This window comes from Pantoea sp. BS_8 (assembly GCF_041954965.1).
Lineage (GTDB): Bacteria > Pseudomonadota > Gammaproteobacteria > Enterobacterales > Enterobacteriaceae > Pantoea > Pantoea stewartii.
In genome coordinates this window covers 46945-73844 of sequence record NZ_JAVAXU010000005.1, presented here as the reverse complement: position 1 = coordinate 73844, position 26900 = coordinate 46945, and the positions used below count along the sequence as shown (strand labels likewise).

Sequence of the window (26900 nt, the reverse complement as noted above, 5' to 3'; positions counted from 1 at the left end):
AGAAAGTATGAATTGTTAAGGGTTTTTAAAAGGTTGCAGGGGCGTTCAGCCTTTGCCAGCAGACGGTAGCGCATAAGGCATAGCGCGGTGTTGAGCAAGATTATGAAAGCGAAGGTTTTATGGGGGTTGGTTACGTGTGTTCCGCGAAAGTGGATGTTTGACCAGAAAATTTAATGGGTTCTCAGGCACCGTCGTGGGCATTACGCTGCGCCCACCGGGTCCGGTATCTGACGGACCAGACGCAGGTAATGTCTGGTCCTGAGTGGTTAACGAATCACGATCGTCAGCAGGATGAGGATGGCCGCTATGGCAACAACCTGAATAAAAATCTGGTTAAGCGTGAACTTGCGCATTGCCTTCCCTCACTGCGTCAGTATTTGCCAAATACCTGCCGACATCACGATAAAGCCGACAAAAAGAAAGATCAGGGTTATCGCGGTTTCGGATGAACGATTCATAGTATTCCTCCCTGGTTAATGATGAGCGCCTGACCCTACTGTGCAGAAAGCAACAAATCGGGGCAGGACAGGTCTGTTTCATGGCTTCAGACAGAGCAGGGGCTCACCGGTTTCCGGTAAAGGCGTAAAGCCGCCTCACTCAAAAAGGGGTTAGCGCGTCACAGGAACAGCGTGAGGTCTGCCAGTACGTCAGTGGTGTGGTTCCGTTGTGCAAGGCAGGGGTGCCGCATTGCCGTTCCGCGCTTAAAAACGCTTTACGGATGCCTTACAGCAAGGATGCCGTCCATCCGGGAGGCGGGAATAGCGCATTTTTGAACATAAACATGACGGTGGTCCTTATGGTCTGATTCATGATTAACCGGACAAAAGGCCAGTCATCGCGACGGGAAGCCTGCTGTCGCCCCTGGGCGAGCAAAACCATCACGAAAGCGTTTTACTCACCGGAGGGTGAAAAGAAGGTTATCCCGTCACAGGGCGTCCGAATGAATCTGCACGTAGTGTAATCAGGTTACACAATGCGTCAAAGCACGAACCGCCAATGTGTGAGGATTGGTTTAGGTTAACTCGCGGGGTGCTTCGTCCATGACTGAGACGATTCACAACAATTGAGGGCCGCTGGCCATGCGTAACTGCGACGGCGTCGATCCGGTCACCTGCTTAAACCGGTTACTGAAATGGCTCAGTGAGTTAAAACCATTCTCCAGTGCAATCTCGGTTAACGACAATGATGTCGATACGATCATCTGACGCGCGTTTTCCATCCGGCGCTTCATCACGTACTGGTGAGGTGCAACGCCGAGTGACTGACGAAACATCCGGGCAAAATGATATTCACTCAGACTGGCCTGGCTGGCGAGAACGTTCAGAGTAAGGGGCAGAGCCAGGTGCGCATCAATAAACGCCAGGGTATTGCGCAACACATAGGGAGCAAGTCCGCCCGTGACAGAGGGAAGCCGCCACTGGACACACGAATAGTGTTGAATCAGATGGGTTAACAACAACGTGCTGGCGTTGCTCAGCATCAGCTGATTGGCTGGCTGCTGCCAGTCGCAGCTAAGTAAAAACTGGCGATACAACGCCGTAATCGTGTCATCACTGGCAAAAATCTTTTCATCGAGGGATAACGAGGCCGGGCTGCGATCCCAAATCTTTTCACCGACCTCTCGCAGGTGCTCATCTGTGCAGTAGAGATGCACGAAGGAGAGATCGCTGCGTACATCCCAGGTCGATTCACTGTGCTGCGGCATCAGGCAAAATTTATTCGGTCCGCCGCCGTTGCGCCATCCGTTTGCCGTTTTGTGGTAACTCTCATAACCATCAGCAATATACAGGCTGAGCGTATGATGATTGCTGTTAACGGTAACGCGGTCTTGTTTGTTGTGCCAGGCGGCCAGTCGGATGCCCGAATTAAGTATCACCGATTCCCGCAGCACGGCCTTTTTTTGACGCAGTGTTTCAAAGGTGTCGTAAACGCGAGACATGGCATGCTTCCGCTTGATAAACAGAGGTCCAGTCTAGGATGACAGACGTCAGGTAGCCAGATGTATCACGCTAAAATGCGCAAGATTTTGCAACCCGACCGCAACATGATGAAAGCCGACCCCTCGCGATTACGTCACAGTGAAGAGAGTCTGAGGCAGAGGGATAACGATGAACGCAATACTTTACGCCATTGTGGTCGTGATTTGGGGAACAACCTGGATCGCTATTTTTTTACAGCAGGGGCCTGTAGATGTCACGGTTTCGGTATTCTGGCGGTTTGCCATCGCCAGCGTCATTATGCTGATCCTGTTAACGCTGCTGGGACGCCTGCGCCGCCTGGCATGGCAGGACCATCTGTTTTGTCTGATCCAGGGATGCTGTGTGTTTTGCTTTAATTTTTGGTGTTTTTACACGGCTGCGGCTTACATTAATACAGGCCTGGAGTCGGTGATTTTTTCGATGGCCGTGCTCTATAACGCGGTAAACAGTTATATTTTCTTTGGCCAGCGCCCACGCCCCCGTTTCTGGTTTGCCGCCGCACTGGGATTAACCGGCATGGTCGTCCTGTTCTGGCACGATCTGCATATCAGCGACTGGAACAGTACCGCGCTCATGGGAATGGGGCTGTCAGCACTGGGTACCTTTGGTTTTTCATTAGGCAATATGATCAGCCTGCGCCATCAGCGTCGGCATCTTGAGACGATGACCACCAACGCCTGGGCCATGTTTTATGGTGCCCTCGTTATGGGCCTTATCGCTATTATTCGTGGTGCCAGCTTCTCACCGCAATGGACCTTCACTTATCTCGGTGCCTTACTTTACCTGGCGGTGTTTGGTTCCGTCATTGCTTTCTGGGCTTATTTCACCCTGATCAAACGCACAAGTGCGGGCAAAGCCGCCTACACCACACTTATGTTCCCTCTGGTCGCGTTATCGTTCTCCACACTTTTTGAAGGCTATACCTGGCAAAGTCATAGTGTGGCCGGCTTGCTACTGATTTTAAGCGGTAACCTGGTAATGTTTGCCCGCCCCATGCAGTGGTTCAGGCGTAAAGCGCTGACAAACGCGCATTAGCTGTTTATGCGCGCGGCGGTGTGCATTGCGGTTGCAGTTGATAGACGTAAGCGGTGACAGTGTCACCGTTTTCAAGAGTCACTTCCGTCCTGAGGCGATCGTACCCGTCTTCAAATTCGTCCAGCATGGGCCAGTATGATAAGAGATTATCAGAACTAAAAACGTAACCCTCAACGCGCGGACCTCGGCTATCCAGCACCAGACCAGGAAAGCCTGCGGCTGCCCCGCACCCCTGAGGATAGAAAATGCCGCTTACAAAGCCTGCCTGCCAGTTGCCTCCGACCCTGTCGAGAATGTGGGCATTACTGTGGCCCGGGCGCAAAGTGCCATAAACGAATAACCTTTCCATCATTATCTCTGTGTAAAAACCGCTACCTTAGCTGCACGAACTGCGGTTGTCATTATGGAGAACGTTCTATTTTAACGCACAGGCGGTGCGTAGCAATATGCGCTTATTATCATGGATTTATATTTTAATGAAACAACCTGTTCACATTTAACCCTATAGTTTCTGTTAGTGACAAAATATCCCGTCATAGTCGCTGTTTTCTTTTTTTCAAGGTTCTGGAAATAAAATTACGTTGTAAAGCCGGTTAGTTATTTGCCGATAAAGGCCTGTGAAAATAATTGTAGTTTTTACCTATCCGGGGGAGTTTTTTCTATGACAATCACGCAGCGTTTAGTGCTGGCATTTTCTTTGCTTGCTTTATCACTTTGTGCGCTTGTTGCTGTTTCTTTATCTGTGATTTCGGGCTTTCAGTCGCGCTTTGAATATGTTCAGGTTAATGCTATTCCCAGCATTAAAGATCTGAATAAGTCAATTAGCGCAACTAACCAACTGGGGCTGGCCCTGTATCGCCATCAGACGGCGACAGACAGCGCTAAGCAGGCTGAAGCAGAACAAAAAATTAATACCATTATTAATAACATCAAGTCATTAAATGATTATTATATGGCGAATGATATTTCCAGTGATGAAGATAAAGAAATGACCGTTGGGGCCAATCGTAACCTCGATGCGGTCCGCAGCGCGTTACCTGCTTTTCTTGCTGCGTCACGTAGCCATAATAATGAACTGTCACTTTCTCTCCTGCAAAGTGACAATGGCATTGGCGCTGCCGCACGTAAAATGGAGTCTGATTTCACTAAACAAATTGAGCTGAACATTCAGATTGGTGATGCACTCAGAGCACAGAATAATCAGATTTATTCTAAGACCGTCTGGATGATGACCTGTGCCTCACTGTTGGTTATTTTGCTGCTCGGTGCGTTCTCAATAAATATTATTGTTGGCATTAAACGTAGCCTTACCAGCATCAAAGATACCATGGCTGAAGTGAGCAGCAATTTGGATCTGACACGCTTAGCGCCGGTGTTGAGAAAGGATGAGATTGGTCAAACGGCTATGGCGTTTAATGATCTGCTTAAGCGTGTATCGACTACGCTGCTGTCAGTCAATCATGCGGCGCAATCCGTCAGCACAGGATCGACGCAGATTGCGGCTGGCAACGAAGATTTGTCATCTCGCACTGAGCAACAGGCCGCCTCGCTGGAAGAGACATCGGTTAGTATGGCTACGCTCAGCGATACCGTACGGCAAAATGCCGAGGGCGCAGTCCAGGCCAGCAACCTGGCCAATAACGCCAATAAACTGTCCAGGCAGAACGGCGAAGCCGTGAGTCAGATGCTGACCACGATGGATGAAATTCGCGGTAGCTCAGCCAAAATATCTGATATCACAGGGCTGATCGAAGGTATTGCATTTCAGACGAATATTCTGGCCCTTAACGCCGCCGTTGAAGCTGCCCGTGCGGGTGAGCATGGCCGTGGTTTTGCGGTCGTGGCATCAGAAGTTCGCAATCTGGCACAACGTTCGTCATCCGCGGCTCGTGAAATTAAAGAGTTAATCACCACGTCTGTTTCGCAGGTTGAACAGGGGCTGACGCAGGCAACAAGCGTAGGCAGTAACTCCGATAACGTGGGCCATGCTATTCAGCAGGTTGCCGATCTGGTTAATGAAATTGCCGCTGCTACAGCCGAGCAAAGCAAAGGCATTGAGCAGGTGCACCAGGCTATCGGCCAGATGGATGAGGTCACGCAGCAGAACGCCTCCCTAGTTGAGGAAGCTTCATCTGCATCCAAATCTTTACAGGAGCAGGCGGAAACGTTGTCGAGACTGGTGTCAACGTTCAAAGTTAACGAGAGCGTCACGCAGGTGGCAGTATCGTCCCCTGTAGCCGTGAGCTATGCATCGCCTGTGTTAAAAAGACCGCAACTGAATGCCACCGGTGCAGACAAGGTTAACTGGGAAAGTTTCTGATGCGCTGTCACTGGGCCTGATCGCTTCAGGCCCAGAACACGAGCGCTGCGATATCGCAGCGCTTTCTTATTGATATGCGTTTTGCGTGGCGAAAAGCCTTGTTTTTGGCGCATAAGACGCGTTTCTCTCTTTCGATGCACGCTAGTGATACTGTGCAGGCCTTGTGCGCCATTCATGCCCTCCATACCCGGACCGTATGCCTCATTCCGTTGCGCACTGCGATCAGTAACCCATTGACAATATTCGCCGCCCTCATTTGCGCGATCGGGGCGCGCCGCGGTTTTCCCATGCCATTATCAGGCTGAGTGAGGCAGGCAGCAGGGTCAGCGTGACCAATGTGCCGGTGATCAGCCCACCGATGATCGCGAATGCCATTGGCCCCCAGAAAACCTGATGTGAAATAGGTAACATGCCGAAGATTGCCGCGCAGGCAGTGAGCAGGATGGGGCGCGCCCGGTGCAGTGCGGCATGGCGGATGGCGTCACCCTGTGCCATGCCAGCCTGCGCATGGCTGTCTACCTCGCTGATCATGATTACGGCGTTACGGATAATCATGCCCGCCAGCGCAATGATGCCCAGCAGTGCGACAAACCCCATCGGCGTGCCACCCGGTAACATTGCCAGGACAATCCCCGGCAGGCCGAAAGGTGCCATCAGCAGCGCAAGCAGCATTCTGGAGAACCGCTTCAACTGCAGCATCAATAACACAAGCATGCAGCACAGGGTGACCGGCAAAACGGCAAACACTGAACTGTTACCTTTATTCGACTCGGCGACGGTTCCACCTTCTTCAATGGCGTAACCTGCGGGCAAGGTTGCCCGCAGAGTATCCAGGCCAGGTCTCAGTTGATCAGACACCGTTTCGGCCCGTTGCTCAGGTGCAATATCGGTTTGCACGGTGATATAGGGCAAACGCTGTCGTCGCCAAATCACCGGATCGTCGAGCTGCCATTTCAGTGTGGCGACCTGCCCAAGCGGAATTTTTTGCCCGGAAGCTGTGTTGAGCATCAGGCTGTCTAAGATGGCTGTGTCCTGTCGTTCCCGATCGTTGCCGCGCAGAACCACATCTATCAGCCGGTTATGATCGCGAACCGTGGTCACGGTACTGCCGGACATGACAGTATTCAGTGTGGAAGCAATGCTTTCTGAGGAGACGCCGACGGCGCGTGCAGCAGTCTGGTTTACCTCAACATTGATTTCCCGCTCGGGCTCGCCAGCCGTCATATTTACCTCACGCGTATTCGGCGAACGCGAAAGTTGAGCAGCCAGTTTTTCCGCGATGTCCCGTACTTTGCTGTAGTCAGGGCCGGTGACGCGGTATTTCAATGGCCAGCCGACGGGTGGGCCCAGTTCGAGAGGGGCCACACGGGCAGTCAGATCGCTGAAATCCCGCGCCAGTGTCGCCTCCAGGCGGCGTCGAACGCGATCGCGCGCTTCCAGGTTCTTAGTCACCACAACCAGTTGCGCCACATTTTCATTGTCCAGCAAGACTTCCATGGGCAAATAAAACCGCACGGCACCTGCGCCGACATAGCTGGAGAAGTGATCGACATCGTGATCGGCGCGCAACAGGGTTTCCAGCTGTGCGGTACGCCGTGTCGTTTCACTTTGAGAGGCATTTGCCGCCAGCGAAAGATTCACTAACAGCTCGGGACGATCGGACGCGGGGAAGAATTCGCCCTGCATCAATGTAGTGCCTGCAATCCCCATTCCCAGCAATAACAAGGCGCTTATCACGGTTGTCCAGCGGTAGTGTAAAACCCGATCAAGCAGACGACGATAGCAGCGGGCCATCAGCCCGGGAGGTGGTGATGGGGCTGTCACCTGCTCAGTTAACAGCCAGGTGCCGATAACCGGGGAAAACAGAATCGCCACGACCCAGGAGCACAGCAGCGAGATCAGCACGACTGCAAAAAGGGAGTAACAATATTCACCGGCGCTGGAGGCCGCAAAACCGACCGGAATAAAACCGGCGATCATCACCAGCGTTCCCGTCAGCATAGGAAAAGCGGTGGTTTTAAACGCAAAGGTTGCGGCCTGCGCTTTGCTGTCTCCCGCCTCAAGGCGGGAAACCATGGTTTCAACCGTGATCATGGCATCATCGACCAGTAAACCCAGCGCAATAATGAGAGCCCCCAGCGAAATGCGTTGCAGGCCAATACCGGCCACTGTCATGCCGACGAATGTCATGGCCAGAACGAGGGGAATCGCAGCGGCGACCACCAGCCCGGCACGGAAACCCAGCGAGAAAAACGAGATTGCCAGAACGATCAGTACCGCTTCCGCCAGCACCCGCACAAAGCCACTGACGGCGGTTTTAACAACGGTGGATTGATCAGCGATCTTCACCATCGTGATGCCGTGCGGGAGCTGGGCGGCAATCGTCTCCATGCGCGCATGAATGGCCTGACCAAATTTCAGCATATTACCCGTCGGGGCCATGGAGATGGCCAGGCCAATGCCAGGCTCGCCGTTGACCCGGAAGGTTGACGCCGGCGGTTCAGCAGGCTGAAGCGTTATCGTGGCAATACTGGTCAGCGGGATAAAGCGCTGGCCGATATGTAAGGTAATGGCCTTAAGGTTATCAGCCGAGGTCAATGCACCACTGACATGAAGTGCAATATTTTCTTTATCAGTGCGTATTACACCTGCGGGCGCAACGGCATTTTGCGCGGCCAGAGCATCACTTACCTCCCGAAGCGTAAGGCCCATGCCCGCTAACTGCCGTGGCGAAAACGCGATAACAATGTGTTCTTCCTGTTCGCCGGGCAGGGTAATTTTACCCATGTCTGGCACATCCATCAGGCTTCGACGGATCTCATCGACTTTATCCCGCAGTTCTCGCGGACTGAAGCCATCGGCCGTAAAGCCATAAATCGTGCCATAGGTGTCGCCAAATTCGTCATTAACAGCGGGACCCTGAACGCCTTGTGGAAGCGATGAGGCGATATCCTGCATTTTTTTCCGAATCTGGTACCAGATAGTCGGGACCTGATCCGGCGGCGTATCATCACGCAGGTTAACAAAGATGACGGCCTTTCCCGCCCGGGTTTCACTCTCGATAAAATCCAGGAACGGTGTTTCCTGCAGTTTTTTTTCCAGCGTATCCGTCACTAACTGCATCGTGTCTTCCACCGTGGCACCGGGCCATTGTGCGGACACGACCGCCGTTTTGATGGTAAACGCCGGATCTTCATTACGGGGCAGATCGATGTAACTCAGTACACCCGTCGTCATCACCAACAGCATGAAAAACACCACCAGTTGCTGATGTGCTAACGCCCAGGCAGAGAGATTAAAGCGGGCTCTTTCAGCCGATCTTCTCATTTTTCATCCTCCCCGGACTGTACCCGCTCTCCCGGCAAGAGCGTTTTCACGCCTGCGGTGACTACGCGCTCACCCGGTATCACGCCAGCACTGAGATAGATATGTTGGGCATCGAAGCGCGCCAGCGTGACCGGCCTGAGTGAAAGCTGATGGGACTGGGTGTTCACCACAAAAACGGCGGGACGATCACCGGCACGCGTGAGAGCGCTGGCGGGCAGGGTGACAACCTGTTCGGCTTTACCGGGAAAGGCCCCCACGACGGTCGACCCCAACGCCATAGCGACCGGCGGTTGAGGCAGCATGACACGCAGCCGCCAGGTGCGGGTCTGCGGATCGGCCTGCGGACTGATATCGCGAAAATGCCCTTGTGTCTTTATCGCAGGGTTCGATAACAGCGTAATGCTGAAGGGCGTGGAGGAGGCGTACTCCGCCAGCGAGGGTTCAGCAAGGTCAAAGACAGCATCGCGATCGCCATCAGCGGCAAGCGTCATTACGGACTGCGCGGCGCTTACCACCTGACCCGGCTGGACATTGACGGCGGTAATGACACCGGCGCGCGGCGCGGTAAGCTGCGTCCAGTTGAGATTATCCTGGGCATTTTTAAGCGCGGCTTCACTGCTCTGACGCCGTGAAACGGCCGCCTGCCAGTCACCTTTTGCACTGTCTAACTGCGAACGGGAAATGGCCCCACCGGGCATCAGCTGCTGCATACGACGCAGCGTTAGTGCGGCAACATGTTCTGAAGCGCGCGCACTCGCCAGATCGGCAGTGGCACTGCTGAGCTGGTTTTGAGCGGCATTACTGTCTAAGGTCGCCAGAACCTGACCGGCATTCACATGCTGTCCAATGTCCGTGGTGCGGGTAATGACGCGGCCATCCAGCCTGAAAGCCAGCGAAATTTCTTCATGGGCACGAATTTCACCCGTCTGCGTCATCAGTCCACCGCTGGAGAAGGGCGGAACCAGTACTGTCCGCACGGGACGAGGCGCTTCACGCGCAGGCGGCGCTTCCTCCCGGCAGCCTGACAGGATAAGCATGCCTGCCACGACAAACAGTGACGGTAACACATAACCCGGAAAGCTCAGATGACGCAGCGCCTGGCGGGCAAAAGCGGGAATAAAATCTGTCATAACCGTATTCCTGAAATGAGACAGGCTCATTTAAAGCGGGTTATGTCCAGAAACCTTCGATGAATTATCAAGAAATGGTCAAGGCAGACAAAAAAGCCTGTACAGGCCAGCACGCACTCAGATTGAGCGCGCGTCGTCAGATAAAGGCAAAGCGATCGTAATCTGCAGTCCGCCGTCCGCAGGCAAACGTGCAAATATCTCCCCACCGTGCGCCTCCACGATAGCCTTCGCAATAGACATGCCGAGACCGCTTCCGCCGGAATGCCGTGCGCGTGACGATTCTGCCCGGGTGAAACGGTCGAAAATGACAGGCAGAAACTGAGGATCCACGCCCGGCCCATAGTCACGAAACTGCAGTGTGACAGCGGCGGGCGAGGTATGAGCGGTCACATAAAACCGTTTCCCCTCTGCGGCATAGCGCAGTGCATTTTCCGTTAAGATGGTTACCACCTGGCCCAGCCGGGAGACATCGCCAGTGAAAGAGAGTTGGCCGGGTGACTGCACCTCAATCACCATCTGTTCGGCTTCAGCCTGAGGCGCTAGCCACGCCGTACGTTCGCGTAACAGTTCGGTAAGGTTAAACCGGCTCAGGCTGAGCGTAAGCTGGCCAGCTTCCGCTAACGATAATAAGTGCAGTTCATCCGTCAGGCGGCTCAGCTGCGTCAGCTGCTTCATGATCATGGAGAACTGCTGAGGTTCCGGCGCAAATACGCCGTCGACAATGCCTTGTAAGCGGCCAATGGCTGCGGTGAGTGGCGATCGTAGTTCATGAGCAATGGCAACCTGCGAAGCTTTAAGTTCGCGTTCGTAACGGGCTAACTGCTGGGTCATCAGATTAAAGTCTTCCGTAAACCGCACTAATTCCTGTGGCGCGCCGTCGACCTGACCGACCGATGTGCCGAATTTCCCCTGTGCCACATCGCGTGCCGCATTCGCCAGCTGACTAAACTGTTTCGCCAGCGGTCGGGCGAAGCGCAGCCCCATTACAATAAAGAACGGAATCACCACGGCGACCAGCACGGCGACCGTCAGCCAGTCAGCCGAGGCGATTGACGGGTCGGAAAAGCCGACGCCCCACCACTGATCGACAATCTGATGAAAGCGAGCCGGTGCCTGCTCCGGGTGTAACCGTATGCGGGAAAACTCCGCCCAGACGTCCGCAGGCATGCGAGAGTAAACCCAGAGCATTTGCAGCGCGAAACGCAGCCACATGCAAAACGCGATAAGGATGACGCTTCCCAGACCGATTATCAAAATACGGATGCAGATCCAGCGCCACATTGAGTCGTGCGTTTTTAGTTTCATGGTTGTCTGAACCTGTAACCCACGCTGCGAACCGCAGGTAAGATATCTGACATGCCTGCGGCTTCCAGTTTGCGTCGCAGGTTATAAACATGGGTATCAACCACGCGCTCAAGCGCATCACTTTCAGGCAGGCAGTGTTCAAGCAAGAATAAGCGACTAAACGGGCGGGTTGGGGCGCGCATCAACGTCACCAGAATCGAAAACTCCGTTGGGGTCAGATCGAGCCGCTGAATGCCCTGTTCATTTTTTACTACCGCTGTCAGCGATTCAGTGTCGACTTCCAGGCCCGCCCAACACAATGTGCTGTCGGGGACGGTACTTTGTTGGGTGCGACGTAAAACGGCCTGAACACGTGCGACGACCTCGCCAGGATGGTAGGGTTTCACCACATAATCATCTGCACCATAGCGTAATGCGCCGATCCTGTCGGGGGCATCTCCCATCGCTGTCACCATAATCACTGGTGTATTTCCCCTGCGTCGAAGGGCCGCCAGAACTTCCGTGCCGTTCATGACGGGCAGCATCACATCAAGCAGAATGAGATCGGGCTGCCACCGTTGCGCGTGGTCAAGTCCTGTCATTCCATCGCCAGCAATCATCACCGTGTAGCCTTCACGTTTAAGATAGGCTTCAAGTACGCCGGCTGCATCGGCATCATCTTCGATAATCAGTACACGTTTAGACTTCATTGGGGCCACTTTGACTTTTTCTCCCTCATTTCCCGTATGTGCCCGCACCGCTCTATTGGCATGTCAGCCGTGTCGTCTGCATTTAATGTGATTAAGCAAAACGATAATAACCTGAAAAAATCGGCAAGACATGGTCAGTTTAATGTCGGCTGGAGGAAGAGAAGGGAATGCGCAGGATGCCAGAGAGAGGAACAATACGCCTAATAAAAAAACGTGATGAAAAAGGGCTCGATCAGAAATAATGAACGGACATCAGACGCTTTTTCATGTTGTTATCAAACGGCTGACCAGGCGGAGTCAGACGTTTACGTTTAAGGCATTACGGGGGTTGCTCAGTGTGGGGAATGTCTGCGATGCCGATGCGTTAGCGCTGGGCAGAAAAAATGACACTGTCACTTTTATGGTGAGCGTTTTGCTCAGGCAAGACTGGCATGGTGCCGGGCAGGAAGTGGTTACGGGCAGGCCAGGTGACGTTCATACAAGGCTGTCCGACTGATACGATGAAAAACCGCCCGGTTTAATAACGCCGCCGCGTAATGTCTGGCGCAAACCTGATCGGTCGCGTGATTTATCGCTTCTGTGCAAGGCCGCCCCACAGCAGCCTTCATCTGCTACGGGGCGGCCAGCATGAATCCGTATTTACCCTTTATGGCACGCGACGCGATCATAACCGGTAAGTGCGGATTTCGCCGTCGCTTTACGCTTTCTGCTGTTAACTTTGGGCAGCCAGATTTTAAATTGCTCCGCCAGTTGCTTCGCCTGTTGTTCATCCGTGGTACGACAGATAAACAGTTTACTCTTGGTTTGATTGGTCACATCGGTGGCATAAATTTCGTAACTTCCGCCACGGTGATCGTATTCAATATCCGTGAAATGCATGTGTGGCCACAGGCCCGTTCTGACCTCAAACTTGCTCAATTCCATAATTTTTACCGTTTTTGTTTTTTGCTGTGATGAATGTCGTTCCCCTGGTCGGGCCACTAAATGTAGAACAAATTCGGATTTGTGCCAGCCGACAACATTATTTTTCACTGCCAGTCTTAATTTTTTATAAAAACAGCGTGTTACCATGACATTACGTCATTAAAAGGAGAAAACGATGATTGTCAGAACCTGGCATGGTTGTGTCCCTCAGCAGCACGCAGAGGCATTTTTTACGCATCTACAGAAGACGGGCGTGCAGCATGCAGAATCGGTACCCGGTAACACAGGCGCTTTTATTCATCAGGTTGCACAGGGAGAGTGGCAGCATTTCTTTCTGGCCATATACTGGCGGGATCTGGCGGCAGTGAAAGCGTTTGCTGGCGAGGATTACCCGGTGGCAGTTACCTATGCGGATGACGAACAGTTTGGGTTGATCTCCGATCCCTATGTCTTTCACCATCAGGTCAGCGAGGTGGTCGCGCTGTAATGTTTTTTCAGTCTAAGACCTGACAAAAACGCAGCAGGTAGCCATCTGGATCCTGAACCAGTAACTCCTGCTGGCGTTCATATTTCTCACCCGTAGAGTAGGCGTTTTCGCTAAGTGGTCGGAACAAGGGCGTGCCCGTTTTCACCAGGCGCGTGTGAAGCTGCTGAATATTGGAGACTTCTGTCTGGAAGTTAATACCGCGTCCCAAAGGATACTGCATCTCTGCGGTGTGCCAGCCCGCGTCATGCTGCTGTTAAATCATTAATTGCGCTTCACCATAACAGAGATAAGCGAAGTCTGAATGAATGCGTCTTATTCTCAAAGTAAACCCCAGTTCATCGACATAAAACGCAAAGGATCTGGCAAAATCAGTGACAGTCAGTTCCGGCACCAGCGAATTCCAGAAGCCAGAATCAGCAGGTTCAACTGACGATGTAGTGACGCCTAATTCCTTGTTCATAAGAAAAAAATCTAAAAGTTAGAAAAGTGATCACCGTCACATTATGAGTGCAACGCGTGTATCAAAACTCCGACTTTCCCTTAGAAAATGCTATCTGTCAACAATGTAGATACCGCCTGGCAGCATTTGCAGAATGTGCGGTAATCTCTTCATGAAACTGTCAAACATATCTGTTTATTTAATGTGATTAATCTGGTAAACCTAATAAAGATCGTGTCAATTTGTGAATTGAATGAAGCGTTTAATGTTTGGTTAAGGTTACGAGCGTATCATTTGGCATCGTTATGAAGTGAATATTTTTCTAATATTTGACTTCACGATCAGAGGTCAGTGTACTTTGCCTCTTTTCGCGGATTTTAACGGAAAAAAATGAGCATAAGATTACATTTTGGCTGTTTTCATATTTCAAACTTATCCTCTTTCTTCTGGAAAAAAGGCAAAACAGTTTAAGGACATTACTTAATGGCGTTTCTTCCGTTTTCTCGTCCTTCTTTAGGCGAGACTGAATTGTCTGCAGTGCGTGAGGTCTTTGCGTCTGGCTGGATTACGACCGGGCCGAAGTGTGCTGAACTTGAGCGCGCATTTTGCCAGTTAACCGGCAATCAACACGCTATTGCCGTCACGTCTGCTACTGCCGGTATGCACGTCATGTTAATGGCGTTGGGCATCAAAGCCGGTGATGAAGTCATCACACCTTCCCTGACCTGGGTTTCTACATTAAATATCATCACGTTACTTGGTGCGATGCCGGTGATGATCGATGTGGATATCGATAATCTGATGGTGACCCCTGAAGCTATCGAAGCGGCGATTACGCCGAAAACCAGGGCGATTATCCCTGTCCATTATGCGGGTGCGCCTGCGGATATGGACGCGATCTATGCTATCGGCCAACGCCATGGCATTCCGGTCATTGAAGATGCCGCGCATGCGGCCGGTACCTACTACAAAGGTAAACACGTGGGTGGCCAGGGAAATGCTATTTTTTCCTTCCATGCCATCAAAAACATGACCTGCGCAGAAGGTGGCCTGGTCGTCACCGACGACGCGGCTCTGGCCGATCGCATTCGCAGCCTGAAGTTTCATGGTCTGGGCGTCGACGCGTTTGATCGTCAAACACACGGTCGTCAGCCGCAGGCAGAAGTGATTATGCCGGGCTTTAAATACAATCTGCCGGATATCAGCGCGGCCATTGCGCTGGTTCAGCTGGAGAAGCTCCCCGAAATCAATCAGCGTCGCGCGGCGATAGCGCAACGTTACCTCGATGCCCTTAAAGATACGCCGTTTAAGCCTCTTGTTCCGCCCGCCTGGCAGCATCAGCACGCCTGGCATCTCTTCATTATTCGCGTTGATGAGCAGGCGTGCGGTATGACCCGTGATGCACTGATGCAGGCGCTGAAAGAGCAGGACATCGGCACGGGGCTGCATTTCCGTGCAGCGCATACGCACAAATATTACCGTGAGCATTATCCGCATTTATCGCTGCCTGCCACTGAGTGGAACAGCGAGCGTATTTGTTCCATTCCGTTGTTTCCCGACATGACTGACGATGACGTTGAACGCGTTATCAGCGCACTACGTGGACTGGCTGGGGTTTAAATGTTCGACGATAAAAAGATTGAAAAAGTATCGGTAGTCATCCCGGTTTACAATGAGCAGGAAAGCTTACCGGCATTGATTCAGCGTACCGATGATGCCTGTAAGAGCCTGAACCTGGACTATGAAATTCTGCTGGTCGACGACGGCAGCCAGGATGCGTCCGCGACGATGATCGCCGATGCAGCCTCACTGCCCGGCAGTCATATTGTCGCCGTTTTGCTCAACCGTAACTATGGTCAGCACTCCGCGATTATGGCGGGATTCAGCAATGTCAGCGGCGATCTCATCATCACGCTGGATGCCGATTTGCAAAACCCACCCGAAGAAATTCCCCGTCTGGTGGCCGCCGCTCAGGAAGGCTATGACGTTGTCGGCACGGTACGCCAGAATCGTCAGGACAGCTGGTTCCGTCGTCAGGCATCACGCACCATCAACCAGATGATTCAACGCGTGACCGGTAAATCGATGGGGGATTACGGTTGTATGCTGCGGGCTTATCGCCGTCACATTATCGATGCCATGCTTAACTGCCATGAGCGCAGCACGTTTATCCCGATCCTGGCTAACACATTTGCGCGTCGTACGATTGAACTCCCGGTTACTCACGCAGAACGTGAACACGGCAGTTCGAAGTACAGCTTTATGCGCCTGATTAACCTGATGTACGACCTTGTCACCTGTCTCACAACCACACCACTACGCATGCTAAGTGTACTGGGCAGCCTGATTGCGATTGCAGGTTTTGCGTTCTCCGTGATTCTGATTCTGCTGCGGCTGTTTCTGGGCGCAGCATGGGCTGGCGATGGTGTTTTTATGTTGTTTGCCGTCCTGTTTATCTTTATCGGCGCGCAATTTATCGGCATGGGACTGCTGGGTGAATACATTGGTCGTATCTACAACGATGTACGTGCCCGTCCACGCTATTTTATTCAACGTGTTATCAATCCTCAGAAAGACCGTTCTGTACAGGAAACCGAGTAATGAAAACTATCGTCTTCGCTTATCACGACATGGGTTGTGCGGGCATTAATGCGCTGTTGAAAGCAGGCTTCACTATCAGCGCCATCTACACCCATGCCGACACGGCGTCAGAAAATCACTTTTTTGGCTCAGTGGCGCGAATTGCGGCTGAAAATTCAATCCCGGTTTATGCTCCGGATGAGGTTAACCATCCGCTGTGGATCGATCGCATTAAATCAGCAGAACCTGATGTTATTTTCTCCTTCTACTACCGCAACCTGTTGTGTGACGACATTCTGAACTGCGCGAAGCAGGGCGCTTTTAACCTGCACGGTTCACTGCTGCCAAAATACCGCGGTCGTGCGCCATTAAACTGGGCGCTGGTGAATGGCGAAACGGAAACCGGTGTGACCTTACACCGCATGGTGAAAAAAGCCGATGCGGGTGAAATCATCGCGCAACAGCGCATCGCCATTGCTGAAGAAGACAACGCGTTAACCCTGCACCGCAAACTGGTTGACTGTGCCAGTGAGCTGCTGGAAAGCACCTTGCCCGCGATGAAACAGGGCAATATCGTCGGCAAGCCGCAAAACGAAGCGGAAGCCACGGTTGTGGGTCGCAGAACACCAGAAGATGGTCGCATCAACTGGAGCCTGCCTGCTAAGCAAATCAATAATCTGGTCCGTGCCGTTACCGATCCATGGCCGGGCGCGTTTGCGTTTGCCGGCACCACAAAGTTTGTGGTCTGGAAAGCCAAAGTTTTAACGACCGCGCACAACGCTCGTCCGGGAACCGTGCTGTCAGCCGATCCGTTTGTCGTGGCTTGTGGTGAAGGCGCGCTGGAAATCCAGACGGGGCAAACCCCGAACAGCGTTTACATGAACGGTGTTCAGCTGGCGCAACATCTGGGCATGGTAAATGGCGCACTGCTGTATTCTCAGGCTGTGGCCGCCGTGAAGCGTCGCACCCGCGTGTTGATCCTGGGTGTTAACGGCTTTATTGGTAACCATCTGACCGAGCGCCTGCTGCAGGACGACAACTTCGAAGTGTTTGGCCTGGATATTGGTTCCGACGCGATCAGCCGCTTTGTTGGTCATCCGCGCTTCCAGTTTGTTGAAGGCGATATCAGCATCCACTCAGAGTGGATCGAATACCACATTAAAAAATGTGACGTCATTCTGCCGTTGGTCGCTATCGCCACGCCGATTGAGTATACCCGCAACCCGCTGCGTGTCTTTGAGCTGGATTTTGAAGAAAACCTCAAAATTGTTCGCGACTGTGTGAAGTACGGCAAACGTATCATTTTCCCGTCAACGTCCGAAGTGTATGGGATGTGTACCGACAGCAACTTTGATGAAGACCACTCGAACCTGGTCGTCGGTCCGATTAACAAACAGCGCTGGATTTACTCGGTTTCCAAGCAGCTGTTAGACCGGGTCATCTGGGCTTACGGTGAAAAAGAAGGTCTGCGCTTCACCCTGTTCCGTCCGTTTAACTGGATGGGTCCGCGCCTGGACAACCTCAATGCCGCGCGCATCGGAAGTTCGCGTGCCATTACCCAGTTGATTTTAAACCTGGTGGAAGGTTCGCCTATCAAGCTGTTTGATGGTGGTCGTCAGAAGCGCTGTTTTACAGATATCAGTGATGGTGTTGAAGCCCTGTTCAGAATTATTGAAAACAAAAACAATAACTGCGACGGGCAGATCATTAACATCGGTAATCCAGACAACGAAGCGAGTATCAAAGAGCTGGCAGAACGTCTGCTGGAGAGCTTTGAGCGTCACCCGCTGCGTGCCAGCTTCCCGCCGTTTGCCGGTTTCCGTGAAGTGGAAAGCAGCAGCTATTATGGCAAGGGCTATCAGGATGTTGAGCACCGTAAGCCTTCAATCCGTAATGCAAAACGCCTGCTGGGCTGGACACCTGAAGTGCAAATGAATACGACCATCGATAACACTCTCGACTTCTTCCTGCGCACCGTTGAGCTTCAGGACGATAAGGCATGAGGAAAGTCGGTCTACGTGTCGATGTCGATACCTGGCGCGGGACAAAACTTGGCGTGCCCGCGCTGATTGAGGTCTTCAAAAAACACGATGTCCAGTCATCCTTTTTCTTCAGTGTCGGGCCTGACAACATGGGACGCCATTTATGGCGTCTGATGAAGCCGCGCTTTCTGTGGAAAATGCTGCGCTCACGCGCAGCATCGCTTTATGGCTGGGATATCCTGTTGGCCGGGACCGCCTGGCCAGGAAAACAGATTGGGGCAGGGATGCGCGATATTATCCGCATGACGGCCGATTACCATGAAGTTGGCCTGCACGCCTGGGATCACTTTGCCTGGCAAACGTGGGCAGGCGTCTGGAATGAAGAACAGCTTATTCAGCAGATTGCGAAAGGACGGGATGCGCTGGAGGCCATTATCGGCAAACCTGTCACCTGTTCCGCCGTGGCGGGCTGGCGCGCGGATGGTCGTGTTATTCAGGCCAAGCAAACATTTGGTTTTGCGTACAACAGCGATTGCCGCGGTACCGCGCCTTTTCGCCCACAGTTGAGAAATGGCGAGCCGGGTACGGTACAGATCCCCGTGACGTTACCCACCTGGGACGAAGTGGTCGGTCCCACGCTGAGTGCTGAACGGTTCAACGATTACATCCTGGAACAGATCCACGCCGATCAGGGCACCCCGGTGTATACCATCCATGCTGAAGTCGAAGGTATCAGTCAACTCAATGCGTTCGATACGTTGTTACAGCGTGCCCGCGAGCAGGGAATACAATTTTGCCCGCTGAGCGACCTCTTGCCTGACGACCTCGACACATTGCCTGTCGGCAAGGTTGTTCGTGGGCACATTGCTGGCCGGGAAGGCTGGTTGGGTTGTGAGAATTTAACAAGGTAAGCACCATGACTGCCACCAAAAAGACGGTACTACTGGTTTCACTTTTCGTTCTTTATTATTTACTTCCTCTGGAGTTCCGCAATCTCTGGCAGCCCGATGAAACGCGTTATGCCGAAATCAGCCGTGAAATGCTGCAAAACGGCAACTGGATTACGCCGCACTTCTTCGGTCTGCGTTATTTCGAAAAACCCATCGCCGGTTACTGGTTCAATACTGTTGGACAGGCCATTTTTGGTCACAATAACTTCGCCGTCAGGATTGGTTCGGTCTTTTCAACCCTGATGAGCGCCATCCTGATTTACTGGCTGGGTTGTCGCCTGTTTGCTCGCCGTACCGTTGCTCTCACGGCCAGCGTTATCTTTATGACCTCACTTCTGGTCTACGGTATTGGTACTTATGCCGTGCTGGATCCGATGCTGACGTTATGGATGGTTGCGGCGATGTGCAGCTACTGGTTCGCCAGCGAAGCGCAAAATGTGCGGCAACGTATCCTCCGTTATCTGATTTTGGGCTTAGCCTGCGGCATGGGCTTTATGACCAAAGGTTTCCTTGCCCTGGCGGTTCCTGTACTGGCGATCCTTCCATGGGCGATCTGGAACCAGCGTTTTCGGGAACTGGTTATTTATGGCCCACTGGCGATTGTCAGTGCGGCAGCCATCAGTGCACCCTGGGCGATTGCCATTCAGCAGCAGCAACCTGATTTCTGGCATTACTTTTTCTGGGTTGAGCATATCCAGCGTTTTGCCGAAGACAACGCACAGCATAAGGCACCTTTCTGGTACTACCTGCCAGTGCTGATTGCCGGCGCGCTGCCCTGGCTGGCGTTGTTACCGGGCGCACTGCGTTCAGGCTGGACCGAACGCCAGCAGTCCTCAGGTGGTGTTTATCTGTTGAGCTGGGTCGTGATCCCCTTGGTGTTTTTCAGCATTGCGAAAGGGAAACTGCCGACGTATATCCTGCCTTGCTTTGCGCCGCTGGCGCTGCTGATGGCGGACTATGCCTGGCGTAAAGTGGGTGAGAACACGCGCGTCTTTAAAGTCAACGCCTGGATCAATATCCTGTTTGGCGCGATCTGTGTGGTTGCATTGCTGGTCGTGCTGGCACCCTGGGGATTAAGCCATCGTCCGCTCTATGGCGCACATCAGCTGGTTGCACTCATTATGGCCGTGATCGCGTTTGCGGGCTGGGCTGTCGCGGGGGCTTTCAGCCTGAAATCGCCACAACGCAACTGGCTGGCCGCCGCGCTTTGCCCTTTGGCGCTGGCGCTCTGTGTCGGTTCGGCAATTCCGGAAAACGTTGAGAATACTAAGCAACCCCAGGTCTTCATCCGCAGTATTGAAAACAGCCTGGCGAACAGCCGCTATATCTTAAGTGATAATTCCGGCGTGTCGTCAGCCATCGCCTGGACGCTGAAACGCAGCGATATCATTGCCTACAGTCAAAAGGGCGAGCTGCAGTATGGTCTTAGCTATCCCGATGCCCAGTCTGCCTATGTCAGCAGCGAGGATTTCCCGCAATGGCTTCAGGCGCACCGTAAGCAGGGCAATGTCTCGTTGATCATGATGCTGGAACGCGGTGAAGCGACACCCACAGATTTACCGCCAGCGGATGCGGTCTATCGCAACGGTCGGATGCTGTTACTGCAATACAATGCGGCTAACTGATCGTGAGTTTATTATTGGTGCTGCTGACCAGTTTACTCACCTGCGCAGGTCAGCTCTGTCAGAAACAGGCGGCACGGCAAACAAACAGGGCTAACCTGGCCGGCTGGCTGCTGGCCAGTCTTATCATGTTAGCGCTGGGGATGGTGGCCTGGTTGCTGGTGCTGCAGCGTTTGCCGGTAAGCCTGGCCTACCCGATGCTGAGTATTAACTTTATTCTGGTTGCCCTGGCCGCACGGTTTATCTGGCGTGAAAGAATGTCGCCTCTGCAATGGGCTGGCACGGTACTGATTGTCGCAGGCGTCGCCCTGATAGGGAGCTACGCATGAAGGGTTATTTGCTGGCCTTATGCAGCGTTTTGCTGGTGACACTCGCTCAGTTAATGCTGCGCTGGGCGATGCTACAGTTGCCCAGTTTGCAGGCCGTGTTGATCCAGCACCCCGTGAACTGGCTGCCGCTGCTGATTCTGTGTGGCGGACTGACTGCTTACGCCTGTTCGATGGTGAGCTGGTTTCTGGCACTGCGCCATCTGCCGCTCAGCCGGGCCTATCCGTTGCTGAGCATCAGCTATGTACTGGTCTGGTTGATGGCAATCACTCTGCCGCTGTTCGCTGAGCCCTTTCATACAGGCGCGATGGTCGGCGTCATGTTGGTGCTGGCAGGATTACTCTGTATGTGCATTAAGCCGCAAAAAACCGACTGAAATGACCAGGTCGGAACCGGCATCGTTACAAAGCAGGGCAACAAAATCAGTTCAGGATACGTGTTGCACCGCTCTTTTCAGCCAACCACAGTGACGCCGGCAGCTTGCCGGCGTCACTGTTTCCGGTATCAGAACGTTTCCCAGTTGGCTTCAGTTACGCTGGACTGGCGTGCAGACACCACGACTTTAGGTGCTGCGGACGATACAGCCTGACTGGCCACCACACTTTTCTTGTTACTGGGTACCCGGAATACAGCAACCGTTTTTTCCAGCGCTTCTGCCTGCGATTCCAGTGAGCTGGCAGCGGCTGAGGACTCTTCAACCAGCGCGGCGTTCTGTTGCGTCGTGGTATCCATCTCTGTCATCGCCTGGGCGATCTGCGAGATGCCACGATTCTGCTCATCCGAGGCTGCCGCGATTTCGCTCATAATATCTTTAACCTGAGTCACCGACAGCACGATCTCGTCCATTGTCGTTCCCGCCTGATCCACCAGGGTCGAACCTTCATTGACCCGATTCAGTGAATCGCGGATCAGCGTCTCAATTTCCTTAGCCGCAACAGCGCTGCGCTGCGCCAGGTTTCTGACTTCGCCAGCGACAACGGCAAAACCACGCCCTTGTTCGCCGGCACGTGCCGCCTCCACGGCAGCGTTCAGGGCCAGAATATTCGTCTGGAAGGAAATACCGTTAATGACACTGATAATTTCGCCAATCTTACCTGAACTGGTCGTAATGCCTTGCATGGTGGTGACAACGCTTCGGATGATCTCACCGCCGCGTCCGGCATTGGCAGAAGCTTCTGTAGCGAGTTGGCTGGCGTGATGCGCGTTTTCCGCATTCTGTTTCACGGTGGAGGTTAACTCTTCCATACTGGCCGCAGTTTGCACCACAGCGGCAGACTGTTGCTCGGTCCGGGAAGACAGATCCATATTGCCGGCAGCGATCTCTGAGGAAGCCCGAGCCACGCTGTTCACGCCGTCGCGTACATGGGTAATGATGTTTTGCAGGCTTTCGTTCATCACGCTGACGGCCTGCATCAATTGCCCCAGTTCATCACGACGAGCCGTGGACAGCGAGGTGGTCAAATCGCCTTCAGCTATGCGTTTGGCTACGCTGAGCGTTTCTTTCAACGGAACCGTGATGGAAAGTGTTATTCGCCAGGCGATCAGCAGACTAAGAAGAACACAAATTACAGCGACAAGTGCAATCTGCATTTCTGCTTTGTGTAACACATTTGCGGATTCAGCCCCCTGATAGTTAAAAAGCTCCGCAACGGACGTATTCAGTCTTTCGGCTGTGGAACTGAGTTGCTTTGATGCAGCTGTCTCTAAAGCCACTGCTGACAGATAGTCGGTGAAGGCCTGCCTGAGTTGCGTCAAATCCGTTTTCTGCGTCGCCAGCACCGCCTGGATATCTGGCACAGACAGCTCGAGTAGCTGCGCCCGCAACTGGGAAACGGTAGTAATATTGTCGCTGATTTCACTTTTACTGGATTCGGTCGGTTTGTCGACGAAACGCTCTACATCGCCGGCGATCTCTTTCAGTATCGACGCTAAGCGCAGTACCTGAAGCATCGCTTCAGGCTGAGTGGGTAGCGTGACACCGTCAAGCTGTTGGCCGACCATGAGGAGATCGTTATTTTGAAGGATGGATGCAGCAGCAAACGTTTTCTGGGAGGCATTATAAAAAACGTCGCGATGCGTCTTGTAGTTTTCCAGTTCGCTTGCGGCAGTATTGAGAATATTTTCGCCCTGACTGTCCCAGCTAAACGTTTTAAGTTTATTTACCTGCGCCGTTAAATCGCCCAGCGCTTTTGCATTGACCTGCGCATATTGATTGTCTTTTGTGTACTGATAAAGCAGCCGACTGGTCCGTGCTTTACCAAGGCTGTTGACAAAATCGACGGTGATATCCTGTTTTTGCGCATTCTCTTTAATGGCCTGAAAGCCCTTGTACGCTAACAGCGCGATAGCCAGAGTTGCCATTATCAGCACAAAAAAGCTGAGACCCAGCTTTTTCCCCATTTTCATATCGGAAAACGTCCGCGTAATAAACATAATTCCACCCTGATAGCCGGTAAAGGAAATTATTCGCAGCCGGCAATAGACCCATACTGCTTAATAAAGCTTATCGACTATCATGTTGAAAACTTTAAAGACATTTTGAAATAAATGCTAACAAATGTTTAATCAAACAATTTATACTGTTTTTTAAAGAAAAATTAAGATTTCGATGTTAATAGTAAAACCCAGAATAATTAGTTTGCGAATAATCAGAAGCGGATTTTAGCTGACGTTTTTTTACATTGCAGGGAGGGGAAAAAGAATTTTTTATATTTCCTTTTTCCGTATTTATATTTTTTATAATAAAATTCAATGCGTTAATTTTTTGTGTCATTGATTTCATACTGAATGCGCCATCGTCTTGTTAACCCAATATTAACATTGAAGTGGCATGGTTCTGTTGGTGGAAATGAAAGGTTACGTTTGCTAATGATAAAAAGCATTCGCTTCCTGTTGTATTCATAATTTGAATTAGTTAATTACAGAGATTAACTAAATTTTCACAGACACTTCATTATTGAGAGGTGCGTTTAATATGATTAATCTTTTTCAACTATTTGGAAACAGGCTAACCAAACATGCAATATATGACCTTTCTGCTGGCCGCCCTTATTTTTAGCGGCTCCGCTGCTGCTGCGCCTGCAGCATCTCAACCTGTCTCTCTGCTCTCACGCGCACTGCATGAAAGAATGCTGCTGATGAAAGACGTCGCAGCGTTCAAAAAAGTGCATAACAAGCCGGTTGAAGATCTGACCAGGGAAAAGGATGTGCTGGCAGAAGCGCAGGAAAAATCGGCTCAGGCCGGGCTGGATCCCCAATCTGTTACCGTCTTCTTTCAGGCGTTGATGGATGCCAGCAAAGCGATTCAGTATCGCTACATGGCGGACTGGCTGGCCAAACCTCAGTCGGTCCCACCGGCTAAAGATCTGGCTGAGTTGAGAAAGCAAATCAATCAGTTAGATGAACAAATTCTGCAAGCGATTCATCAGCAACTGTCGCAGGGCAGTTTTTCGAAAGGCGATTTAACCTCTCTTCATCACCAACTGGATGTGCAACATCTGAGTGGGGATGATATTAATAACGTTTTACAGGGACTTGAGCAAATAAAACTAAAGCGGTAACGTGCCGCCAGCGTACACGCGTTAAATAACGAACGACTTCTCATTATATCTGCATTGCAACATCACGCCCGTCCTGTCAGGCGGGCGATGCTGTTTTCACTTCCTGGCTGTTCTGCCGGAAATCCCCTTTTGATACGCGCAGGTAATGCACTCATTCTGCTCGGCGCACGGCTGTTTCTTCCGACAAAACTGCCACCTGAATCACATACGTAGCCAATACATGCTTCCTGAAAACCTTACAGATGATAAGGTTTTTGGCGACTGAATTCAGGATTGTTACTGCATCACGCAGGCAAAACCTGAGTGCGTACTTCTGACGAAGGACGCCCTCAGGTTTTTTTTTAATTCAACAGGTGGCTACAGGCACCGGATGTAAGGAAAACGAGATGGAATACCAGGCTTTAGCGAATGATATTCTCAGCCACGCTGGCGGAAAAGAGAACATCGTCAGCCTTGTGCATTGCGCAACCCGGCTTCGTTTTAAACTGAGAGACAAGCAGAAAGCAGATGCCGAGGGGCTGAAGAACAACCCGGATTTGATTATGGTGGTAGAAAGCGGCGGCCAATTCCAGGTCGTCATTGGGAACCATGTCCATGACGTCTGGCAGGCTGTGCGCAACGAGGCCGGGCTGACTGATGACGCGCCTGTCGTGGAGGAAAAGGGCGACAAGGGCTCCTTATCTGGCCGCCTAATCGACATTGTCTCCGGAATTTTTACGCCATTTATCGGCGTCCTGGCGGCCTCTGGTATCCTCAAAGGGTTGCTGGCGCTGGCAGTGGTCTGCGGTTGGCTCACCACGGAAAGCGGCACCTATAAAATATGGTTCGTCGCCAGCGACGCGCTGTTCTTCTTTTTTCCATTAGTGCTGGGCTACACCGCTGGGAAAAAGTTCGGCGGTAATCCTTTTATCACCATGGTCATTGGCGGCGCGCTGACCCATCCGATCATGATCGCTGCATTCAACGCCAGCCAGCAGCCGGATTCGGTGACCGAGGCGTTTCTCGGCATTCCGGTGACCTGGTTTAACTACAGCTCGTCCGTAATCCCGATTATTCTTGCCGCGTGGGTAAGCTGCTGGCTGGAAAGACAGAGTACGAAGCTGCTGCCATCCTCGATGAAAAATTTCTTCGCGCCGCTCATTTGCCTGGGCGTGACGGTCCCCCTGACTTTCCTGGTGATTGGCCCACTGGCAACCTGGCTCAGCCATATGCTGGCAAACGGTTATCAGTGGATCTATGCACTGGCACCGTGGCTGGCGGGCGCGGCAATGGGCGCGCTCTGGCAGGTCTGCGTCATCTTTGGTCTGCACTGGGGGCTGGTACCGTTGATGATCAACAACGTGGCGGTGCTGGGCCACGATTCTATGTTGCCGATGCTGCTGCCTGCGGTCTTCGGTCAGGTGGGTGCGGCGTTAGGGGTCTTCCTGCGCACCCGCGATGCGCGTCAAAAAATGCTGGCCGGATCGTCCGTGACGGCAGGGATCTTCGGCATTACCGAACCCGCGGTCTATGGTGTCAATCTGCCGCTGCGCCGCCCCTTTATCTTTGGCTGCGTGGCGGGAGCTGTCGGTGGAGCTATTGTTGGCTTCAGCGATACCCAAGTTTATTCGTTTGGCTTTGCCAATATTTTTACCCTCGCCCAGATGATACCGCCGGGCGGCGTGGATGCCACGCTGTGGGGCGGCCTTTTCGGCACAATGGTGGCACTGGTCCTGAGTTGCGGTCTGACGTTGGTCGCCGGGATGCCAGCGCGCGCAACGCCTAACGGGCGCACATTAGCAGGCAAAAACACGGTGTTATCGCCGATGACCGGCACCGTTCTGGCACTCGACCAGGTGCCGGATACCACCTTCGCCAGCGGCCTGCTGGGCAGCGGTGCCGCTATCATTCCCTCTGATAACAACGTCGTTGCCCCTTTCACCGGCGTTGTTGCCTCGCTTTTTCAGACCAAACATGCCATTGGCCTGCTCAGCGACAGCGGCATTGAAGTATTGATCCACGTGGGCATCGACACCGTGAAGCTCAATGGCATCCCCTTTACCGCTCACGTGAAGGTAGGTGACAGCGTGCAGCCGGGCGATCTGCTGCTGGAGTTTGATCGTCAGGCAATTATCGATGCCGGTTACGACCTGACGACCCCGATTATTATCAGCAACAGCGACGAATACCGCGAGGTAGCGACCGTGGCGGCAACATTCGCCAATGCCGGTGTACCGCTAATCTGCGTAAGCCATCAATAACAGG

The 26900-nt window shown here is 52.6% G+C and carries 22 protein-coding genes and 1 pseudogene; 12 read left to right on the top strand and 11 right to left on the bottom strand.

What is annotated here, in order from left to right:
* Window positions 1-266 precede the first annotated feature (266 nt).
* From mgtU to RAC65_RS11875, 3 genes are all read right to left on the bottom strand, one after another.
* Window positions 267-353 (bottom strand): magnesium transporter protection protein MgtU, encoded by an 87-nt coding sequence (gene mgtU / locus RAC65_RS11885; protein ID WP_353247409.1) that lies wholly within the window; start codon window positions 351-353, stop codon window positions 267-269.
* A 9-nt stretch (window positions 354-362) separates the two neighbouring features.
* Complete coding sequence (gene mgtR / locus RAC65_RS11880; RefSeq protein ID WP_110268492.1) at window positions 363-458, bottom strand: protein MgtR; 96 nt, start codon at window positions 456-458, stop codon at window positions 363-365.
* A 596-nt stretch (window positions 459-1054) separates the two neighbouring features.
* Window positions 1055-1939, bottom strand: coding sequence for a helix-turn-helix transcriptional regulator (locus RAC65_RS11875; protein WP_375096741.1), 885 nt, complete (start codon window positions 1937-1939; stop codon window positions 1055-1057).
* Between the two features lie 169 nt (window positions 1940-2108).
* On the opposite strand from RAC65_RS11875, the gene RAC65_RS11870 reads away from it, so the two are divergent.
* On the top strand, window positions 2109-3014 hold the full coding sequence (locus tag RAC65_RS11870; protein ID WP_058702537.1) for a DMT family transporter: 906 nt from the start codon (window positions 2109-2111) through the stop codon (window positions 3012-3014).
* Window positions 3015-3018: 4 nt separating this feature from the next.
* Here the strand turns inward: RAC65_RS11870 and RAC65_RS11865 are convergent, their stop codons facing one another.
* Window positions 3019-3363, bottom strand: a complete 345-nt coding sequence (locus RAC65_RS11865; RefSeq protein ID WP_033742448.1) for a gamma-glutamylcyclotransferase family protein — start codon at window positions 3361-3363, stop codon at window positions 3019-3021.
* 312 nt (window positions 3364-3675) lie between these two features.
* Here RAC65_RS11865 and RAC65_RS11860 point away from each other — a divergent pair, with 312 nt between their 5' ends.
* Window positions 3676-5334: a methyl-accepting chemotaxis protein gene (locus RAC65_RS11860; protein ID WP_033742450.1), complete on the top strand. Its 1659-nt coding sequence runs from the start codon at window positions 3676-3678 to the stop codon at window positions 5332-5334.
* A gap of 252 nt (window positions 5335-5586) precedes the next feature.
* Here the strand turns inward: RAC65_RS11860 and RAC65_RS11855 are convergent, their stop codons facing one another.
* From RAC65_RS11855 to RAC65_RS11835, 5 genes are all read right to left on the bottom strand, one after another.
* A complete protein-coding gene (locus RAC65_RS11855; RefSeq protein ID WP_172913183.1) occupies window positions 5587-8661 on the bottom strand; it encodes an efflux RND transporter permease subunit in 3075 nt (1024 codons plus the stop codon).
* Window positions 8658-9791, bottom strand: a complete 1134-nt coding sequence (locus RAC65_RS11850) for an efflux RND transporter periplasmic adaptor subunit (RefSeq protein ID WP_058708899.1) — start codon at window positions 9789-9791, stop codon at window positions 8658-8660. Before RAC65_RS11850 ends, RAC65_RS11855 begins: the two co-directional genes overlap by 4 nt.
* 117 nt (window positions 9792-9908) lie before the next feature.
* Window positions 9909-11096 carry a cell wall metabolism sensor histidine kinase WalK gene (locus RAC65_RS11845; RefSeq protein WP_058708900.1) on the bottom strand — a complete coding sequence of 396 codons (1188 nt, stop codon included), beginning with the start codon at window positions 11094-11096 and terminating at the stop codon, window positions 9909-9911.
* On the bottom strand, window positions 11093-11785 hold the full coding sequence (locus tag RAC65_RS11840) for a response regulator (RefSeq protein ID WP_006121952.1): 693 nt from the start codon (window positions 11783-11785) through the stop codon (window positions 11093-11095). Before RAC65_RS11840 ends, RAC65_RS11845 begins: the two co-directional genes overlap by 4 nt.
* Window positions 11786-12424: 639 nt before the next feature.
* Window positions 12425-12709 (bottom strand): hypothetical protein, encoded by a 285-nt coding sequence (locus RAC65_RS11835; RefSeq protein WP_006121951.1) that lies wholly within the window; start codon window positions 12707-12709, stop codon window positions 12425-12427.
* 175 nt (window positions 12710-12884) lie between these two features.
* Between RAC65_RS11835 and RAC65_RS11830 the strand changes: the two genes are divergently transcribed.
* A complete protein-coding gene (locus RAC65_RS11830; protein WP_375096740.1) occupies window positions 12885-13196 on the top strand; it encodes a hypothetical protein in 312 nt (103 codons plus the stop codon).
* 7 nt (window positions 13197-13203) lie between these two features.
* On the opposite strand, the pseudogene RAC65_RS11825 reads toward RAC65_RS11830, so the two are convergent.
* Window positions 13204-13590 (bottom strand): annotated as a pseudogene (locus RAC65_RS11825) (bleomycin resistance protein).
* Between the two features lie 528 nt (window positions 13591-14118).
* On the opposite strand from RAC65_RS11825, the gene arnB reads away from it, so the two are divergent.
* Genes arnB through arnF form a run of 7 tightly spaced genes read left to right on the top strand, consistent with a single transcriptional unit; the run spans window position 14119 to window position 21472 of the window.
* A complete protein-coding gene (gene arnB, locus RAC65_RS11820) occupies window positions 14119-15255 on the top strand; it encodes a UDP-4-amino-4-deoxy-L-arabinose aminotransferase (protein WP_058702544.1) in 1137 nt (378 codons plus the stop codon).
* Window positions 15256-16236: an undecaprenyl-phosphate 4-deoxy-4-formamido-L-arabinose transferase gene (arnC, locus tag RAC65_RS11815; RefSeq protein ID WP_033742463.1), complete on the top strand. Its 981-nt coding sequence runs from the start codon at window positions 15256-15258 to the stop codon at window positions 16234-16236.
* Window positions 16236-18218: a bifunctional UDP-4-amino-4-deoxy-L-arabinose formyltransferase/UDP-glucuronic acid oxidase ArnA gene (gene arnA / locus RAC65_RS11810; RefSeq protein WP_006121946.1), complete on the top strand. Its 1983-nt coding sequence runs from the start codon at window positions 16236-16238 to the stop codon at window positions 18216-18218. The genes arnC and arnA overlap by 1 nt, the downstream gene beginning before the upstream one ends.
* Window positions 18215-19108: a 4-deoxy-4-formamido-L-arabinose-phosphoundecaprenol deformylase gene (arnD, locus tag RAC65_RS11805; RefSeq protein WP_039339451.1), complete on the top strand. Its 894-nt coding sequence runs from the start codon at window positions 18215-18217 to the stop codon at window positions 19106-19108. Before arnA ends, arnD begins: the two co-directional genes overlap by 4 nt.
* Before the next feature lie 5 nt (window positions 19109-19113).
* Window positions 19114-20772: a lipid IV(A) 4-amino-4-deoxy-L-arabinosyltransferase gene (arnT, locus tag RAC65_RS11800; RefSeq protein ID WP_375096739.1), complete on the top strand. Its 1659-nt coding sequence runs from the start codon at window positions 19114-19116 to the stop codon at window positions 20770-20772.
* Window positions 20773-20774: 2 nt separating this feature from the next.
* Window positions 20775-21098: a 4-amino-4-deoxy-L-arabinose-phosphoundecaprenol flippase subunit ArnE gene (gene arnE / locus RAC65_RS11795; RefSeq protein WP_006121943.1), complete on the top strand. Its 324-nt coding sequence runs from the start codon at window positions 20775-20777 to the stop codon at window positions 21096-21098.
* Window positions 21095-21472, top strand: coding sequence for a 4-amino-4-deoxy-L-arabinose-phosphoundecaprenol flippase subunit ArnF (gene arnF / locus RAC65_RS11790; RefSeq protein WP_058708902.1), 378 nt, complete (start codon window positions 21095-21097; stop codon window positions 21470-21472). The genes arnE and arnF overlap by 4 nt, the downstream gene beginning before the upstream one ends.
* 128 nt (window positions 21473-21600) lie before the next feature.
* On the opposite strand, the gene RAC65_RS11785 is transcribed toward arnF, so the two are convergent.
* On the bottom strand, window positions 21601-23529 hold the full coding sequence (locus tag RAC65_RS11785; protein WP_058708903.1) for a methyl-accepting chemotaxis protein: 1929 nt from the start codon (window positions 23527-23529) through the stop codon (window positions 21601-21603).
* Between the two features lie 584 nt (window positions 23530-24113).
* On the opposite strand from RAC65_RS11785, the gene RAC65_RS11780 reads away from it, so the two are divergent.
* Entirely contained in the window at window positions 24114-24656 is a 543-nt protein-coding gene (locus RAC65_RS11780) for a chorismate mutase (protein ID WP_058702549.1), read from the top strand.
* A 386-nt stretch (window positions 24657-25042) separates the two neighbouring features.
* The gene (gene bglF / locus RAC65_RS11775; RefSeq protein WP_375096738.1) at window positions 25043-26896 is read left to right on the top strand and encodes a PTS beta-glucoside transporter subunit IIABC; all 1854 of its coding nucleotides are present in this window, start codon (window positions 25043-25045) and stop codon (window positions 26894-26896) included.
* The last annotated feature ends 4 nt before the right edge of the window (window positions 26897-26900 follow it).